The organism is Nocardia sp. NPDC050175 (assembly GCF_044459885.1).
In the GTDB taxonomy this organism is placed as follows: Bacteria; Actinomycetota; Actinomycetes; order Mycobacteriales; family Mycobacteriaceae; genus Nocardia.
In genome coordinates this window covers 150842-165792 of sequence record NZ_JBITJI010000004.1, presented here as the reverse complement: position 1 = coordinate 165792, position 14951 = coordinate 150842, and the positions used below count along the sequence as shown (strand labels likewise).

Below are 14951 nucleotides of genomic sequence, written 5' to 3'. Positions count from 1 at the left end.
TGCGGACAACAGGGTGTCCGGTGGTTGGCAGGCCGGTCGCGGAGTGGTTGCGTGGACGTTGTTCGAAGCAAATCGGCTCGGCGATCAGAGGATTGCGATGGCGGTTGGTCTCGGTTTGAGCATCGGCACGGTGAACACGGTTTCCGCGCTCGCGGAGGAGGGTTCAGCGAAAGCTCCACCGGGCCGCCGATGGGCCCAGCGCTCCCAATCCATCACCCGCCGAACGACACTCACCTTCGACAGCACGGGTTTGGCCCGGGTCGGCATGATCCCGCGGCACGGGCGCGCGATCATCGAATTCGCCGATCTCACCCAACGTTCGATCATGTCGGCGCGGGTCGGTCACCGTGCCCTCTCACCCGCAGACCTGGTGGCGGTGGTCGCCGAGAGCCTGATCACCGAGACGCTGCTGGATCATCCGCACTACGACGCGCACAGCAGCGACGTCGGCATCGCGCTCACCTACCCGGCGCGCTACACCGAGACGCACATCGGGGATCTGCGCGCTTCGCTGGACGCGATCGGACTCGACACTGTTCAGCTGGTCGCCGAACCCATCGCGGCGGCGACCTGGCTGGAAGCCGACCGCGGCCCGCTCATGCCCGGGCTCGCCCTGGTCTATGACCTAGGTGGGGCAAGCCTCGACATCACGCTGGTCCGGGTCGGTGCGGGCTGTCCGAGCAATCCGATCGTCGGCGAGCCGATGCACTCCGCCGAATACGGCGGCCGGGCCTTCGGTGCGCTGGTCGCCTCGCGTGCCGGGCACGGATTGCCCTCGGCCTCTATATCCGGTTCGGTCACCGGCACCACTGCGGACGAGTTGCGCACCAAACATGTGCGGGCCTCCTTGGCGCTCGTCTACCGATGCCTGCGTGCCGCGGACGTCACCATGGCCGATGTCGACTGTGTCGTCGTGGTCGGCGGGGCGGCGCGACCGGTCGAGGTGGCCCAGGTGCTGGCGGGCGAGCTGGCCCGGCCGGTGATCACCGCGCCCGATCCGGAGCGCACCATCGCGGACGGAGCGGCGATCATCGGCCGCCGAGCCGCCGTCGCCGCCGAGGAAGCGGCGGGCAAACACCACGGCAAGCGTCGCCCCGGCGCGCACCGCCGGGCAGCCACCAGGGCGATGGGGCTGTCGCAGCGGACCAAGCAGCGACTGAGCAGAGTCGCGCTGGCCGCCGGGCTGTCCGTCGCCGGTGTCGGTATGGCGCTCGCGCTGCCCGCCGACGGCGTGGTCGTGGGATTGGCGCAGCTGGGGCTGCATTAAGGAGATCCGGTGGCGGTGGTGACGAGGGCGGCCGCCGCCGGATCCGCCTGATCAGCTGGTTGCGTCGAGTGAGGCCGCAGCCACCGTTTCCCGACGAGGGGAACTGGTGGCGGCGGCCTCTCGCGTTCGCCAGCACTAGTTCCTCGTGATCAACCGTCCAGGTGTCGTCTTCGTGCCTTGACGTGACTCTCCATAGGTGTAACTATGGGATACAGATAAACGTCCTACAAGGAGAGGCAGCGACGACGATGTCTACAGCCGTGACGCCCCCGATCGATGCCGATCTGGAGAAGGCGCAGGAGTACGCCTCGAAGCTGCTGCTGCTCTCCGAAGGTTCGGTCAACAAGCACTTCGACCCATTCGAGGACATCGACTGGGACAACCCCGACTTCGCCCCCGACGCGGGCCCGGAGCGCTGGATCCTCCCGGTCTCGGCCGACCCGCTCGGTCGCCACCCGTGGTACCTCGCGCAGACCGACGAGCGCAAGATCGCGATCGGCAAGTACCGCCAGGCCAACGTCGCCAAGGTGGGCCTGCAGTTCGAGACGATCCTGATCAGCGGCATGGTGACGCACAACTTCGGCCTGCCCAACGGTTCCCCTGAATTCCGCTACTGCTCCCACGAGATGATCGAGGAGCACAACCACACCCTGATGTTCCAGGAGATGGTGAACCGGATCGGCGAGGACGTGCCCGGCATGGGCCCGCTCGTCCGGAAGTTCAAGTACGTCGGCGCCCCGGTGGCCGCGCTCTTCCCCAACCTGTTCTTCATGGCCGTGCTCGCCGGTGAAGAGCCGATCGACCACATCCAGAAGGCGATCCTGCGCTCCGACGAGGACGTGCACCCGATCATGCGCGGCGTCATGGCCATTCACGTGGCCGAAGAGGCGCGGCACATCTCCTTCGCCCACGAGTTCCTGAAAATCCATGTGCCGGAGGCGAAGCCGGGCAGCAAGTTCGTGCTGTCCATCGCGATGCCGATCGTCATGTACATCCTCGGCCGCTCGATCTTCACCCCGCCGCGGTCGTTCTGGCGCGAATTCGACATCCCGGATTACGTGCGCAAGGAACTGTTCTACGGGTCGAAGGAATCCAAGCAGGAGTTCAGTGACTTCTTCGGTGACGTGCGCACTTTGGCCAAGGACATCGGCCTGATGAACCCGATCTCCAAGGCGGTCTGGAAGCTGCTCAAGATCGACGGCCACACCACCCGCTACCGTTCGGAGCCGCTGCGTTCGGCCAAGGCCGGCTGACGTGCCCTATATCGTCACGCAGTCCTGTTGCAGCGACGCGTCTTGCGTGTACGCCTGCCCGGTCAACTGCATCCATCCCACGCCGGATGAGCCCGACTTCCTGACCGCGGACATGCTGTACGTGGACCCGCAGGCGTGCGTCGACTGCGGCGCCTGCGCCACCGCGTGCCCGGTCGACGCGATCGTCTCGGCGAAGAAGCTGACCGACGAGCAGAAGCCGTTCATCGAGATCAACGCCGACTTCTACCGGCAGGCTCGGCCGCGGCCGCTGCTGGCAAAGCCGGTGCCCGCGGCCGAGATTCGGACCGAGCGTCAGCCGATGCGGGTGGCGATCGTCGGGTCGGGTCCGTCGGCGATGTACGCGGCCGACGAGCTGCTGACCCAGCCCGACGTGTCGGTCACCGTGTTCGACCGGCTGCCGGTTCCGTACGGGCTGGCCCGGCACGGTGTCGCACCGGATCACGACAAGACCCGCAAGGTCAGCGAGCTGTTCGACATCATCTCGGCCCAGCACGGCTTCGGTTCGTACCTGAATGTCGAAGTGGGCGGGCATGTTTCGCACGAGGAGCTGCTCGATCACTTCCACGCGGTGATCTATGCCGTCGGTGCGTCGGCCGACCGCAAGCTCGACATCCCCGGTGAAGGACTGTCCGGCAATATCTCTGCCACCGACTTCGTCGCCTGGTACAACGGGCATCCCGATCACGTGGACCGCATTTTCGATCTGTCGCAGCAGCGGGCGGTGATCGTCGGCAACGGCAACGTCGCCCTCGATGTCGCGCGCATTCTGACCAGCGATCCGGATGCGTTGGCGGGCACCGACATTGCGCCGTATGCGCTGCGGGCGTTGCGGGAGAGCAAGATCGAGGAGGTGGTCATCCTCGGCCGCCGCGGTCCGCTCGAATCCGCTTTCACCGTGCCGGAATTCGTCGGTCTGCTCGGTGCCGACGTGGACATCGCGATCGACGGCGAGCTGCCCGAGGTCACCGACGGTCTGCCGTATCAGGTCGAGCAGAAGCTGCGGTTGCTGCACACCGTGCGCGCCCGGCCGTTCGGTGAACGCAAGCGAATCGTGTTCCGCTACCTCGCCTCTCCCACCGAAATCCTCGGCACCGACCGGGTCGCGGGCCTCGAGGTGAGCCGCAACGAACTCGTCACCGATGCGGACGGCCGCACCCGTGCGGTCGCCACCGGCAGCACCGAACGTCTCGATGCGGGCCTGGTGCTCACCTCGGTCGGCTACCGTGGCGTGCCACTACCCGGCCTGCCGTTCGACGCCGCGGGCAGCGTGATCCCGAACCAAGACGGCCGCGTCCTCGAACGCGTCAACGGTGCCGTCCTGCCGGGCACCTATGTCACCGGCTGGATCAAGCGCGGCCCGACCGGCTTCATCGGCACCAACAAGTCCTGTGCTCAGCAGACCGTGCAGCAGTTGGCCGACGACTACAACGCCGGCCGTCTCCCCGAACCCGCCGGTACCGCAACGGAATTCGACCGCCTGATCCACCAGCGTCAGCCAGCGGTCCGCACCTCCGGCGCCACCAAGCGCCGCAACCCGGTCCGCCGCCTCCTGACCCGCTCCTGACAGAACCCCTCGCGGGACTACGTGGTCCCGCGAGGCCGCCACCATCGACGCCAACGGCGCCGTCGATGGTGCCCAGGTCGCGCGATGAGGGCGCGACCACGCCCCGAACTCCCCGCCGCGCACGTTTCATGCCGCCGCGCCCGCAATTGCTGACCGTTTCGTGCGCGGCGGACTGATTCGTGCGCTGCCGAGCAGCACACGGCTGCGCCGAATCGCGCCGCCGCGTGTGCTCCAGCCCGAACTCTGCGCTCCGTCCGCCGCGCGGTTCATCGCCGCGCACGTTTCGTCCCGCCGCGCTGACAATCGCTGACTGATTCGTGCGCGGGGCACTGATTCGTGCGCTGCCGAGCATTACTGCGCGGTGAAGCCGCCGTCGATCGCGAGTGCGGCGCCGGTGATGAAGCTGGCTTCGTCGCTGAGCAGGTATGCGCAGAAGGACGCGGTCTCCTCCGGCTGGCTGATCCGGCCCAGCGGGTGCAGTGCGGCGATGGCGGCTTCGCCCTCGGGGGTCGCGCCCATCGAGTTGCGGAAGGCGGGAGTGTCGATCGCGCCGGACACGATCGTGTTCACCCGGACGCCCTGCTTCGCCGACTCCAGCGCGACCGCTCTGGTCAGGCCGACAACGCCGTGCTTGGCCGCCACGTACGGCGCGACCGAGCCCATGCCGACCACCCCGAGGTTCGAGGCGTTGTTGAGGATCGCGCCGCCGCCGTTGGCGATCAGCGCGGGCACCTGATGGCGCAGACCGTAGAACACACTCGTCAGGTTGAGTTCCAGGTCGGCCCGCCAGCCTGCGTCATCGATCTCGCCGATCGGACCGAAGGCGTTGACCGCGCCCGCGTTGTTGAAGGCCGCGTCGAGCCGCCCGTATTCGGTGAGTGCGGCCTGGGTGAGCCGCGCCACGTCTTCCGCTACCGTCACGTCGGTCGGCACGAACAGCGCCCGCCCGCCTGTCGCCCGGATATCGGCCGCGACCTGCTCGCCCGCGTCCTTGCCGCGCGCGCCGAGTACTACAGCGGCACCTTCACTCGCCACCCGCAGCGCTACCGCCTTGCCGACACCCGAGCTGGCGCCCGTGATCAGTACGACCTTTTCCGCGAACCGTGTCGCCATGGTCTCCATTTCCCTTCTCGTTCTTGCGATCTCACCGGGGTGGTGCGGTCGCAGAACCAAGTCAAGCCGGAGCGGGTGGGCCGTGCTGGCGGGAAACGGTCGTTGAGTTGATGCGTCATGTATCTGGTGGGCCGGGTTTAGCTGTGCTGAAATCACCGGGGCTGGCTATAGTTTGGTTACCGACCGGTCAGTGTCTTTATGTGACGGGTAATTCTCGGCGAAGTTCGCGGTGTTGATCATCTATCGGAGCATTGTCCGGATCGCTGCATGGTAACCGGATTGGATGGTGCGCTATTGAATCGACGGCCGTCGAGAGGGCTGAACAATCCGCTGCCGGAGCATAGTTGCAGGTGACACGGATCATTGCCGTTGCGAGCTAAACGTTTCACGCCATTCTCTAGCCGTTCATGTCTATTCCACATCCTTCCAGCGAGCCGAACAGCTAATCTGTGCTGGCTGTTTGGAAGACGACCGCGGCCACATGGTTCTCTGTGTGATGGACGTGGTCTCGGTACGTTGACGGGATAGCATATGACCACAGGTCTGGGTTTCAGCATCGGCGCAGTGAACTCTATGACTGCTTCGGCGACCGGTGTACGTACCCGGCCCGTCGTGCGCAGTCGACGCACCGCAGTGACCTTCGACAGCGCGGGCGGACTACGCATCGGTGGCATCCCGCAATTCAGCATGGCCGTAACGGATTTCGCCGACCTGAGCGCCGACCCGGAGCCGATGATCGTCGGCGGGCGCATCTGGTCGCCCGCGAACCTGGTCGCCGCCGTGGTGAACGGACTGCGCGACGCCGAGCCGTCCGCGTCCGAGTCGGGTGCCGTAGCCACCTATCCCGCAACGTATTCCGACAAAGAGGTGTCGTTGCTGCGGCAGGCACTCGACCTGTCCGGCGCGAGTGATGTTGCGCTGGTGCCGGAACCGGTCGCCGCGGCGGAATGGCTGGAGAACGAACACGGCCCGCTGGAGCCCGGCTTCGTCCTCGTCTACGACCTCGGCGGGACCAGCCTCGACGTCACCGTCGTGCGCGTCGGCCCGGACTGGGACAACCACCCGATGGTAGGAAAGCCGTTGCGCTCCTACGACTTCGGCGGCAGACCGCTCGGCGCGATGATCGCGCGATACGCCCACGACGCCAAGCCCGGCGCGACCGTACCGACGTCGACTCTGTCAATGGTCGACATCGACAGCCTGCGCACCTCGCACGTGCACGACACGCTCGACGTGGTGCGCGCCGCCGTCCGATCGGCCGACCTCACCCTGTCCGACATCAGCAGCATCCTGGTGATCGGCGGTGCCTCCCGCCCCGCCGAGGTCGCCCGCACCCTCGCCGAACTCGGCCGCCCCCTGGTGGTTTCGGCCGACCCCGGTCAGATCGTCGCCGCGGGCGCGGCCCTCATGGCCGCCCGTACGATGGCGCTCGCCGCGTCCGGCGGCAAGCAGCACGCGCCGCGCGTGGCCGTATTCTCCAGTGCCGCTGTCGTTTCCGCAGTAGCCATGTCGGCGGTGACGGTATTCGGCAGCCCTGCGGTCCCCAGTGCGTCGCCGGTGCTCGAACATTTCCCCGGCCTCGACGCACCCACCACCGACACCCTGCTCTACGACTCCAGCGCCGACCTGGCCAGTCACCGGGACGCCTGGGTGGCGACACCGGCCGGCTGGACGACCTCGCGAACCCTCGCCGCTGCCGCGGCCATGCCGCGACCCTCGGCCTACGGCCTGTTCATCACCCCGGCGGCCCATACGACCAAACTCGGCCCGAGCGTCGCCGAATCCCGCCTCGGCTCGCACAACGAACCCCGGCTCCCCGGCGCCACCACATCACACGGCGGCACCTATGCCGACCCGGCCTACTTCATCAACCCCCTGCCCTTCGGCCAACTCATCCCGCCGCTGGGCCAACCCCCGGCCCCAGGCACCTCCGCCCAGCCTGCGGCCCCCATCGCAGGTGTCCCCGCGGTACCGGCCCCTGGCTCCATACCTGCTGCGCCCCCGGTTAATTCGGCTCCCGCAGTCCCAGACCCGGTAGCCGCCGCACCCGCCGCAAGCACTCCGGCCACCGGTGGCGTCGTCGACACCCCGACCTCGGCCACCGGCACCTCAACCGGCACAACAGCTTCCGAAACCACCGGAGGATCGACGTCAGGCGGGACATCGTCCGGCGGAACATCGGGCGCCTCTTCCGGCGGAACGTCCTCCGGTGAAACCTCCACCGGCGGCTCCACGTCAGGTGGCACCACCGGCGGCTCCTCCGAAACCTCGTCGTCAGGATCCACCTCCTCCGGCGGCTCGACCGCAGGCGGAACCTCTTCGGGCGGAAGCACATCCAGCGAAAGCACTGCTGGCGGCAGCACCTCCGGCGGCACCTCGAACAGCGTCTCCGCCGGTGGCAGCACCTCCGGAGCTGCTACCGGCGGTTCCACTTCCGGCGGTTCCACTTCCGGCGGTTCGACCTCGGGCGGATCGACCTCAGCCGGTGCAACTTCCGGCGGTGCCTCCTCAGGCGGTTCATCCGGCGGTTCCACCGGCGGCGGCGTAGGGGCCCACTAGCGGCCCTGCCGCCGCTGGCGCCTGGACCGAGTTGGGCGCATGCCTTGGCCGGGGACACACAGACGTGCCTGATCGGTTGCGAGGCATGCTGAGCGGGTAGCGCGGTGACGACTCGGGTGGTCCCGAGAACCGATGCGGTGGCTGAATATCCCTCATCGGTTGTGAAGGTGGCCGAGCGGACGGTCTCGAGCAGTGCAGCCGTGGTGGTTGCTGCATAGGGTTGTTCGAGGCCAACTCGATAGGGTGGTCGGATGCGGAGTGCCGACTGCCCAGGCCAGGTCATCTTCCTCAACGGGACATCCAGTGCGGGCAAGACGACGTTGGCTCGGAGCATCCAGGACGAGAGCGATGTGCCGTTCGTCTACTGGGGAATCGACACCCTCTTCGGCTTGGTGCCGCCGAACTGGGGTGGCGGTCGCGATGGTCCGCTGAGTCGTGCGGGGTTCTGGTATGACCGCACTGGCCGCGACGACGACGGCCACCCACTGCTGGTTGTCCGCTACGGCGCGGTGGGCCGTCGGATGCTGCAATCCGCGTGCACGGCTGCCGCCGCGTTCGCGCACGGCGGTGATCACCTGGTCATCGATGAGATGCTGCTGACTCCGGATCTGCTCCCGATGTGGCAGACCGCCCTCGCGGGCCTGGACATTCAGCTGGTGGCCGTCGCCTGTCCGCTGCCCGTCGCGGAACAGCGAGAGCTAGCGCGCGGCAACGAGATCGGCTTGGCCCGCGGCCACTTCCACTCCGTCCATGACCACGGCGCGACCTACGACCTGATCATCGACACCACCACCGGCTCGCCCGCCGAATTGGCCAGAGCCGTACTCCGACGAGAGCGTCAGTAGCCCGCTGCCCTCGAAATCTGCACTGTCTCTCGGGACAGTGCAGATTCGGACGATCGTTGGTGCCGGCGTGCGTCTGGGGCGCATGATCTCGACGCTGTGCGGTGCGGTCAGCACACCGGTCTCGGCGACCAGGCTGAATCGTCAGACGTGAGTGACAGTCTCGGTGCGATTGAACCGCGGACGAGCACTGTGCCAGCGGGGCACAATGGGCTGGTGGCAACCGGGGGACCCCAGCTGATCGCGCTGGATGTAGATGGGACGCTGCTCGAGACCGGCAGTCCGGTTAGTGAGCGCGTGGCTATGGCTGTGCGTGCGGCAGTAGCGGCGGGTGCGCATGTGGTGGTGACGACCGGGCGGACTGTGCTGGTTACTCGTCCGGTGTTGGCGGAGCTCGGGTTGATCGAAGGGCACGCGCTGTGCTCCAACGGGGCGGTGCATGTCGACGTGGCCAAGGGGCAGCCGTTGACCGTGCAGGAGTTCGATCCGGCGCCTGCGGTCGTCGCGTTGCGGGCGCTGATCCCAGAGATGGTGTTCGCCGTTGAGAAGGTCGGTGTCGGCTACTGGGCTACCGGCGTCAGCCCCGGTGGGTACTCGCTCGGCGAATATCTGCTCGTCGACCACAGTGCTCTGAGCAGCGAGCCGACTCCACGGCTCAACGGCTGGTGGCCAGAGGGTTCGCTGGAAGAAATGCGTCGCCTGCTGCACAAACTCCACGTCCCCGGCGCCAGCTGGGTGCACGGCGAATTCGGTCCTTGGCTCACCGTCTCCCGCCAAGGCGTCTCCAAAGGCTGGGCCCTCGAACGCCTCCGCCGCTCCCTCGGCGTTCCCCGCACCGCCACCCTGGCCATCGGCGACGGCTACAACGACCGCGAAATGTTCCGCTGGGCAGCACATTCCGTCGCCATGGCCAACGCACCCGCCGAGGTCAGAAACCTGGCCGACGAGGTCACCGGCGACGTCCAGCAAGACGGCGTCGCCACCATCCTGGAGCGTTGGTTCCGGCCGTAACTGGAGCCTGGTCGCCACCGTGCTGGAGCGTTGATTTCGCTCCTGACTGAGCGCGGTTGTCACCGCCGTGGAGCAAGTTCTGCCCCAGCCTGGTGCCCGGTCGTCATGGTGCCGGGGTGTTGGTTTCGGCCGTGACTGAGCCCCGCGCCGGAGCTTTGGCCCCGACCTCGACCGCCCCCTGTCGGCGACTGATGTCCTTGCGCTATTGTGAACACTGATGTTCGTAGCTGATGTCAGGACCGTCGCCTGGCCAAGCATCGCCGCTGCGTGACGTCACGGCGCCTGTCGCCGTAGTTCGATCGCCTGTTCATCGCCCGGTCGCCACTTGCGATCGGTCGACCATCGATGGACTCGACGGAGGTTATCGACATGACCCGCACGCCGTTCTATGCGGAGGTGCAGACCCATTACGACCTGTCCGACGAATTCTTCGCCCTGTTTCTCGACCCGACTCGCACCTACAGTTGCGCGTACTTCGAGCAGGACGACTACACCCTGGAACAGGCGCAGCGCGCGAAAATTGATCTCGCCCTAGGTAAGTGCGATCTACAGCCCGGCATGACCCTGCTCGATATCGGCTGCGGCTGGGGTTCGACGATGATGCGCGCGTTGGAGTGCTACGACGTCGACGTGATCGGGCTGACGCTCAGCAAGAACCAGCACAGCTACGTGCAGGGCATGCTGGACGAGGCCGGCTACGGCGCCCGAGCCGAAGTCCGCCTGCAGGGCTGGGAGGAGTTCGACGGCAAGGTCGACCGCATCGTCAGTATCGGTGCGTTCGAACACTTTCGGCACGAGCGGTACACCGAGTTCTTCGACTTCGCCTACCGCACGTTGCCCGAAAACGGCCGAATGTTGTTGCACAGCATCGTCATCTACGGCCTCACGTACCTGCGCGAGCGCGGCATCAAGCTCGACCGCTCCGATATCGACTTCTTCCGCTTCATCCGTGACGTCATCTTTCCCGGCGGCCAATTACCCTTTCATAGCAGCAAATTTCCGCCGGGCGTCCGCCAGTACGCGCAGAACGCGGGCTTCACCGTCGAACGGATCCACCCGCTGCAACTGCACTACGCGAAAACTCTCGACTACTGGGCAGCCGCGCTGGCCGAGCGGCGCGACGAGGCGGAAGCCCTGTGTGGTCCGGACACCTATCAGACGTACATGCGATATTTGACGGGATGCGCCCAGCACTTCCGGGCGGGCCACATCGACGTCATGCAGTTCACCTGTGTGAAGTAGCTCAGTTCAACGGAATTCGCGCCACGATGGGCGTCGTCGGCTGAACCGACCCATTGCTCGGTTCAGCCGTGATAGCCAGCAGCGCGGTGTCTTGGGCGAGGTCCGCGGTCAATTCGGCGCGGCCACCGGAAACGTGCATCATCCCGGCCGACCGCGGCGTGCCGTCGGCCGGGATGGTCCACAGCTGGTAGCCGTGTTCGTTGTCCGGCGTCGGCAGTCCGGTGGTGGTGACCACCACCTTGCCGACACTGGCCGAAAACACTGCCGTCGCAGCACCATCCGCCACCGTAAGCACGCCATTCCTGGTGACCGCGTCGCGCGCATCGCGCACCTGATCCGCCGCGACCACATCGCCGCCGTGCTCACCGCCGACCATCGTGAGCCCGGTGATCAGCACGGCTACCACCGCGACCGCGGCCGCGACGCCGACCGCGACCCGGATGATCCACTCGCGGCGCGGAGGCGGAAAGTGGTTGTCCGACAACCCATTCAATGCAGGCATGATGTCGGTGCGGCCGAGCGCGTCCAGCGCGGGCAACAACTGCGTCTGCCCGAGCGCGTCATCGAGTCGCCGCTGTGGCCGCGCACGGATGTCGGCGAGCACCCGCTCCTTCATGCCCGCTGCGGGCAGCGGCGGGACCGCGATGGCCAGGTGTACGGCGACCTCGCTCAGCTCGTCGACCTCGGTGCGGCAGGCCGGGCAGTCGGCCAGGTGCTGCTCGAAGACGACGCGCTCCGCGGTGGACAGCGCATCCAACACATAAGCGCCGGTGAGGTTGTGCAGGTCGGTTGTCACGAGCGGTCTCCCAAACTCTCCCGCAGACGGAGGAGTCCGTCGCGCATCCGGGTCTTGATCGTGCCGACCGGCTTGTCGAGGGCCTCGGAGACCTCGCGATAGGTGCGGCCGCCGTAGTAGGCGAGGACGATCGATCGGCGTTGCAGGTCGGTGAGATCAGCTAGAGCCTGCCGGACCGCCTCGTGCTCCATCTTGTCCAGCGTCGCCTCCACCACCTCGTCGAATCCGTGGCGCGGCTCCAATAGTCCTGCGCGGTTTTCCCGTTCGATGTTGGCGTGCTGGTAGCGCACCCGGTCGACGGCGCGACGGTGCGCGATGGTCAGCACCCACGCCAAGGCGCTGCGTCCGTGCTCGTCGAATTGCGCTGCCTTGAGCCAAATCTCGAGCAGCACCTCCTGCGCGACCTCTTCGGACTGCGCGTGGTCGCGCAGTACGCCGGTAACGATGCCGAGCACCGGGCCCGCCACGATGTCATACAGCGCGGCGAAGGCTTGCTCGTCGCCGCGGCCGACGCGGCGCAGCAATAGTTCCGGAGTGTTCGCTGGATCGGTCACGCCGTCGGGGGTGCGGGCGCCGGGTAGTGCTCGGGCGCGGCTGACCATAGATGTCCTTCCAAGCCTGACCAAGCCGGAAGCCGTGCGCGGGGCAACGGCGGGATGTGGGCCAGATCATATGACGACCCGATCGCCGCAACGCCCTCGCTACCCCGCGCGCCGCCGAAATCCAGACCAATCCGCGCGCCCTCTGGCTTCGACTACTGGGCAGAGCCTGCCTGCCAGCGGCGGCTCGCGCGGTGTCCCGGCCGAGGCGACCGGCCGGGACACGCCGCGGGGCATGGTGCCGGACGAACGAGTCCCGTCCGGCACCATGTCTTTGGTTTTCGAGGCTAGGCCGGGCCGGTTTTGGCGAGCACGTCGAGGTAGTGCGGGTTCGACATGAGACCGAGGATGTTGCCGAAGGGGTCGATGACGGCGGCGGTCACGAAGCCGGTGCCTTCGCCGCGTTCGGTGATCGGGTCGTACTCCTCGGCACCGAGTTCCAGCAGCCGGTCGAAGGTGGTCCGCAGGTCGTCGACGTGCCAGTTGACGATGGCGCCGCCGGGTGTGTTGCGGGCGCCCTCCGGTGCGTAGGCGCGGTTGACGATGCCGAATTCGGCCAGGTAGTCGCCGATCCGGAACTCGTAGTAGCCGCCGGGGACGGTGAAGTAGGGCTCGACGCCGAGGAACTCGCGGTACCAATCCTTCGCGGCCTCCAGGTCGTCGGCGTAGAACGTGCTCGTCGCCATTCCTCGCAGCATGTCGATCTCCTTTTCGGTTCGTGCCTTACGTGTAGAAACCATCCTCCGCCTTAAAGTGCTCACCGAATGAGCACTTTTTCCGGCAGAATTGTGCGCATGCGAGCGGACAGATTGGTGGCGATCCTGCTGATGATGCAGACGCGCGGACGGGTGACCGCCGCCGAAGTCGCCGAGGAACTGGAAACGTCGGTCGCCACCGCGCGCCGTGACCTCGAGGCGTTGTCGACGGCGGGTGTCCCGGTGTACCCGCAGCCGGGTCGCGGCGGTGGGTGGTCGCTGGTCGGCGGCGCACGCACCGACCTCACCGGCTTGACCGCGGGGGAGGCGCGGGCGTTTTTCCTGCTGGCCGGCCCGTCGGCCAACGCGGTACCGGAGGTGAAATCGGCGCTGCGCAAACTGGTTCGAGCCCTACCTCAGCCCTTCCGCACCGACGCCGCCGCGGCCGCCGACGCGGTGGTGATCGACCCGGCCCGATGGGGCCAGACGGACCGGGAACTGCCACCGGTCGTCGCGCTGCTACAGCGAGCCGTGGTGCAGCGCAACAAGGTTCGGCTGCGCTACGCCAGCAAGAAGGGCGAACACACCGAGCGCCTCGTCGATCCATGGGGCCTCATCGACAAGGACGCCATCTGGTACCTCATCGCCGGCACCGACCACGGCCAACGCACCTTCCGCATCGACCGCGTCACCGAAGCCACCGTCACCGCCGAACCCGCCCACCGCCCAACCGATTTCGACCTCTCCGCCACCTGGAACGAGGTAGTGGACGAACTGGAACAACGCCGAGCCGCCACCGCCGCCACCGTCCTCATCGCCGACCGCCTACTCCCGATCCTGCGCAACCAACAGGGCCGCCACTGCGTCGTCGACGGCCCGATCGACGACGGCCGCATCCGAGTCCGAGTCACCGCCCCCACCGCCTGGATGCTTGCCCAGCAACTGGCCGGCTGGGGCGCCTCCATCGAAGTCCTGGACCCACCGGAAGTCCGCACCGAACTAGCCCGAATAGGCACCGAACTCATCGACCGCTACCAGGCCTGACCCGGAAAATCTCCACCGGCGTAGCGTTCAGAGGGGGTACAGCCGTCCTCTGGACCGGAGGATCGGTGCGTCGCTGACGCTGTACAGGTGCCAGTTCTCCATGGTCATGCCGTAGGGATGGCCATCGAAGCGCACCTGCGCCGCATAGTCCTTGGCCATCGCATACGTGACGTCCCCGGCCTCCCACATGTCACGGAATTCGGGGTACTGCCATAGTCGTCGATGCGATTGCTGGGCCCACTCGGTTTTGCCATAGCGGCCCATGATTCCGCGATGCCAGGCGACGCCGAGACGAGCATCGGTTTCCCAGGTGATCATCACGTCGCGGGCGGCCGGGCTGTCGAAGGCCCACTCGAGCATGTACAGGCCCGGTCGCTGGTCGGGGAAGACGTCGAAGTACGCACGGTTGGCGGCCAGTAACCTGCGCTGCGGGCTGGTGTAGTAGGACACGAGATCGGTTGCGGCCTCGTCCATCTCGGCGCGCATCATCGGGGTCAGTGCCTGTAGGTGCTGTTCCAGCGAGGGGATGTCCATCGTCGGGCTCATTCCCGCCAAGCCTGGATACGGTGCCTGGTGGCCTGCCAAGTCGCACACGTACTGCCAGTCGTTTTCACTGGCGTGATAGGTGTCGATCAGTTGGCGCAGGATTCCCACGCCAACCTGACCAGCGGCAGTGTCCCGCTCTAGCTGGGTCAGGTAGCTGGCGGAGATATGTGCTTCCTCGGCCGCCATCTCACGACTGAATATCGTTGCAGGCAACAACATCCCGACCTGACGTCGGCGGGCTTGCTCGCGCCGTCGAAGGCGGGTGAGCGCCTGCCCCAAGGTGGTGATATCGGGGTCGAGCATGTTTGTGATTCCCCCATCTGATGCGGCCGGCTGCTGCGTCCGCTCCGCCCGCTGCCAAGATAGTACGGAGCGCAGACATGCACTAACAGTGCATGT

At 66.8% G+C, this 14951-nt stretch carries 13 protein-coding genes; 8 read left to right on the top strand and 5 right to left on the bottom strand.

Annotated features, from left to right (window positions below):
- The first annotated feature begins 97 nt into the window (after positions 1-97).
- The 3 genes from ACIBK2_RS15270 (at position 98) to ACIBK2_RS15260 (ending at position 4105) form a co-directional block, all read left to right on the top strand.
- Complete coding sequence (locus tag ACIBK2_RS15270; RefSeq protein WP_396967566.1) at positions 98-1267, top strand: Hsp70 family protein; 1170 nt, start codon at positions 98-100, stop codon at positions 1265-1267.
- Positions 1268-1515: 248 nt separating this feature from the next.
- On the top strand, positions 1516-2520 hold the full coding sequence (locus ACIBK2_RS15265; protein WP_396967564.1) for a diiron oxygenase: 1005 nt from the start codon (positions 1516-1518) through the stop codon (positions 2518-2520).
- Between the two features lies 1 nt (position 2521).
- Complete coding sequence (locus ACIBK2_RS15260; RefSeq protein ID WP_396967562.1) at positions 2522-4105, top strand: FAD-dependent oxidoreductase; 1584 nt, start codon at positions 2522-2524, stop codon at positions 4103-4105.
- Between the two features lie 351 nt (positions 4106-4456).
- On the opposite strand, the gene ACIBK2_RS15255 is transcribed toward ACIBK2_RS15260, so the two are convergent.
- Positions 4457-5218, bottom strand: coding sequence for an SDR family NAD(P)-dependent oxidoreductase (locus tag ACIBK2_RS15255; RefSeq protein WP_396967560.1), 762 nt, complete (start codon positions 5216-5218; stop codon positions 4457-4459).
- A 573-nt stretch (positions 5219-5791) separates the two neighbouring features.
- On the opposite strand from ACIBK2_RS15255, the gene ACIBK2_RS15250 reads away from it, so the two are divergent.
- The 4 genes from ACIBK2_RS15250 (at position 5792) to ACIBK2_RS15235 (ending at position 10872) form a co-directional block, all read left to right on the top strand.
- Positions 5792-7777, top strand: coding sequence for an Hsp70 family protein (locus tag ACIBK2_RS15250; protein WP_396967558.1), 1986 nt, complete (start codon positions 5792-5794; stop codon positions 7775-7777).
- A 251-nt stretch (positions 7778-8028) separates the two neighbouring features.
- On the top strand, positions 8029-8622 hold the full coding sequence (locus ACIBK2_RS15245; RefSeq protein WP_396967556.1) for a chloramphenicol phosphotransferase CPT family protein: 594 nt from the start codon (positions 8029-8031) through the stop codon (positions 8620-8622).
- Between the two features lie 213 nt (positions 8623-8835).
- The gene (locus ACIBK2_RS15240) at positions 8836-9630 is read left to right on the top strand and encodes an HAD family hydrolase (protein ID WP_396967554.1); all 795 of its coding nucleotides are present in this window, start codon (positions 8836-8838) and stop codon (positions 9628-9630) included.
- Positions 9631-9999: 369 nt separating this feature from the next.
- Complete coding sequence (locus ACIBK2_RS15235; protein WP_396967552.1) at positions 10000-10872, top strand: cyclopropane mycolic acid synthase family methyltransferase; 873 nt, start codon at positions 10000-10002, stop codon at positions 10870-10872.
- Between the two features lies 1 nt (position 10873).
- On the opposite strand, the gene ACIBK2_RS15230 is transcribed toward ACIBK2_RS15235, so the two are convergent.
- The 3 genes from ACIBK2_RS15230 to ACIBK2_RS15220 all read right to left on the bottom strand — a co-directional run bounded on the left by ACIBK2_RS15230 (position 10874) and on the right by ACIBK2_RS15220 (position 12965).
- Complete coding sequence (locus ACIBK2_RS15230; RefSeq protein ID WP_396967550.1) at positions 10874-11668, bottom strand: anti-sigma factor domain-containing protein; 795 nt, start codon at positions 11666-11668, stop codon at positions 10874-10876.
- Positions 11665-12270 (bottom strand): ECF RNA polymerase sigma factor SigK, encoded by a 606-nt coding sequence (gene sigK / locus ACIBK2_RS15225; protein ID WP_396967548.1) that lies wholly within the window; start codon positions 12268-12270, stop codon positions 11665-11667. The genes ACIBK2_RS15230 and sigK overlap by 4 nt, the downstream gene beginning before the upstream one ends.
- Positions 12271-12554: 284 nt before the next feature.
- Positions 12555-12965: a VOC family protein gene (locus ACIBK2_RS15220; RefSeq protein WP_396967546.1), complete on the bottom strand. Its 411-nt coding sequence runs from the start codon at positions 12963-12965 to the stop codon at positions 12555-12557.
- A 96-nt stretch (positions 12966-13061) separates the two neighbouring features.
- Here ACIBK2_RS15220 and ACIBK2_RS15215 point away from each other — a divergent pair, with 96 nt between their 5' ends.
- Entirely contained in the window at positions 13062-14006 is a 945-nt protein-coding gene (locus tag ACIBK2_RS15215) for a helix-turn-helix transcriptional regulator (protein WP_396967544.1), read from the top strand.
- Between the two features lie 27 nt (positions 14007-14033).
- Here ACIBK2_RS15215 and ACIBK2_RS15210 read toward each other — a convergent pair whose 3' ends face one another.
- Complete coding sequence (locus ACIBK2_RS15210; protein WP_396967542.1) at positions 14034-14855, bottom strand: hypothetical protein; 822 nt, start codon at positions 14853-14855, stop codon at positions 14034-14036.
- Positions 14856-14951 lie beyond the last annotated feature (96 nt).

What these genes read in the sequence shown, in the direction of transcription:
- ACIBK2_RS15270 (WP_396967566.1), top strand. Translation starts at nt 98, where the DNA reads ATGGCGGTTGGTCTCGGTTTGAGCATCGGCACGGTGAACACGGTTTCC.
- ACIBK2_RS15265 (WP_396967564.1), top strand. Translation starts at nt 1,516, where the DNA reads ATGTCTACAGCCGTGACGCCCCCGATCGATGCCGATCTGGAGAAGGCG.
- ACIBK2_RS15255 (WP_396967560.1), bottom strand. Translation starts at nt 5,218, where the DNA reads ATGGCGACACGGTTCGCGGAAAAGGTCGTACTGATCACGGGCGCCAGC.
- ACIBK2_RS15250 (WP_396967558.1), top strand. Translation starts at nt 5,792, where the DNA reads ATGACTGCTTCGGCGACCGGTGTACGTACCCGGCCCGTCGTGCGCAGT.
- ACIBK2_RS15245 (WP_396967556.1), top strand. Translation starts at nt 8,029, where the DNA reads ATGCGGAGTGCCGACTGCCCAGGCCAGGTCATCTTCCTCAACGGGACA.
- ACIBK2_RS15235 (WP_396967552.1), top strand. Translation starts at nt 10,000, where the DNA reads ATGACCCGCACGCCGTTCTATGCGGAGGTGCAGACCCATTACGACCTG.
- sigK (WP_396967548.1), bottom strand. Translation starts at nt 12,270, where the DNA reads ATGGTCAGCCGCGCCCGAGCACTACCCGGCGCCCGCACCCCCGACGGC.
- ACIBK2_RS15220 (WP_396967546.1), bottom strand. Translation starts at nt 12,965, where the DNA reads ATGCTGCGAGGAATGGCGACGAGCACGTTCTACGCCGACGACCTGGAG.
- ACIBK2_RS15215 (WP_396967544.1), top strand. Translation starts at nt 13,062, where the DNA reads ATGCGAGCGGACAGATTGGTGGCGATCCTGCTGATGATGCAGACGCGC.
- ACIBK2_RS15210 (WP_396967542.1), bottom strand. Translation starts at nt 14,855, where the DNA reads ATGCTCGACCCCGATATCACCACCTTGGGGCAGGCGCTCACCCGCCTT.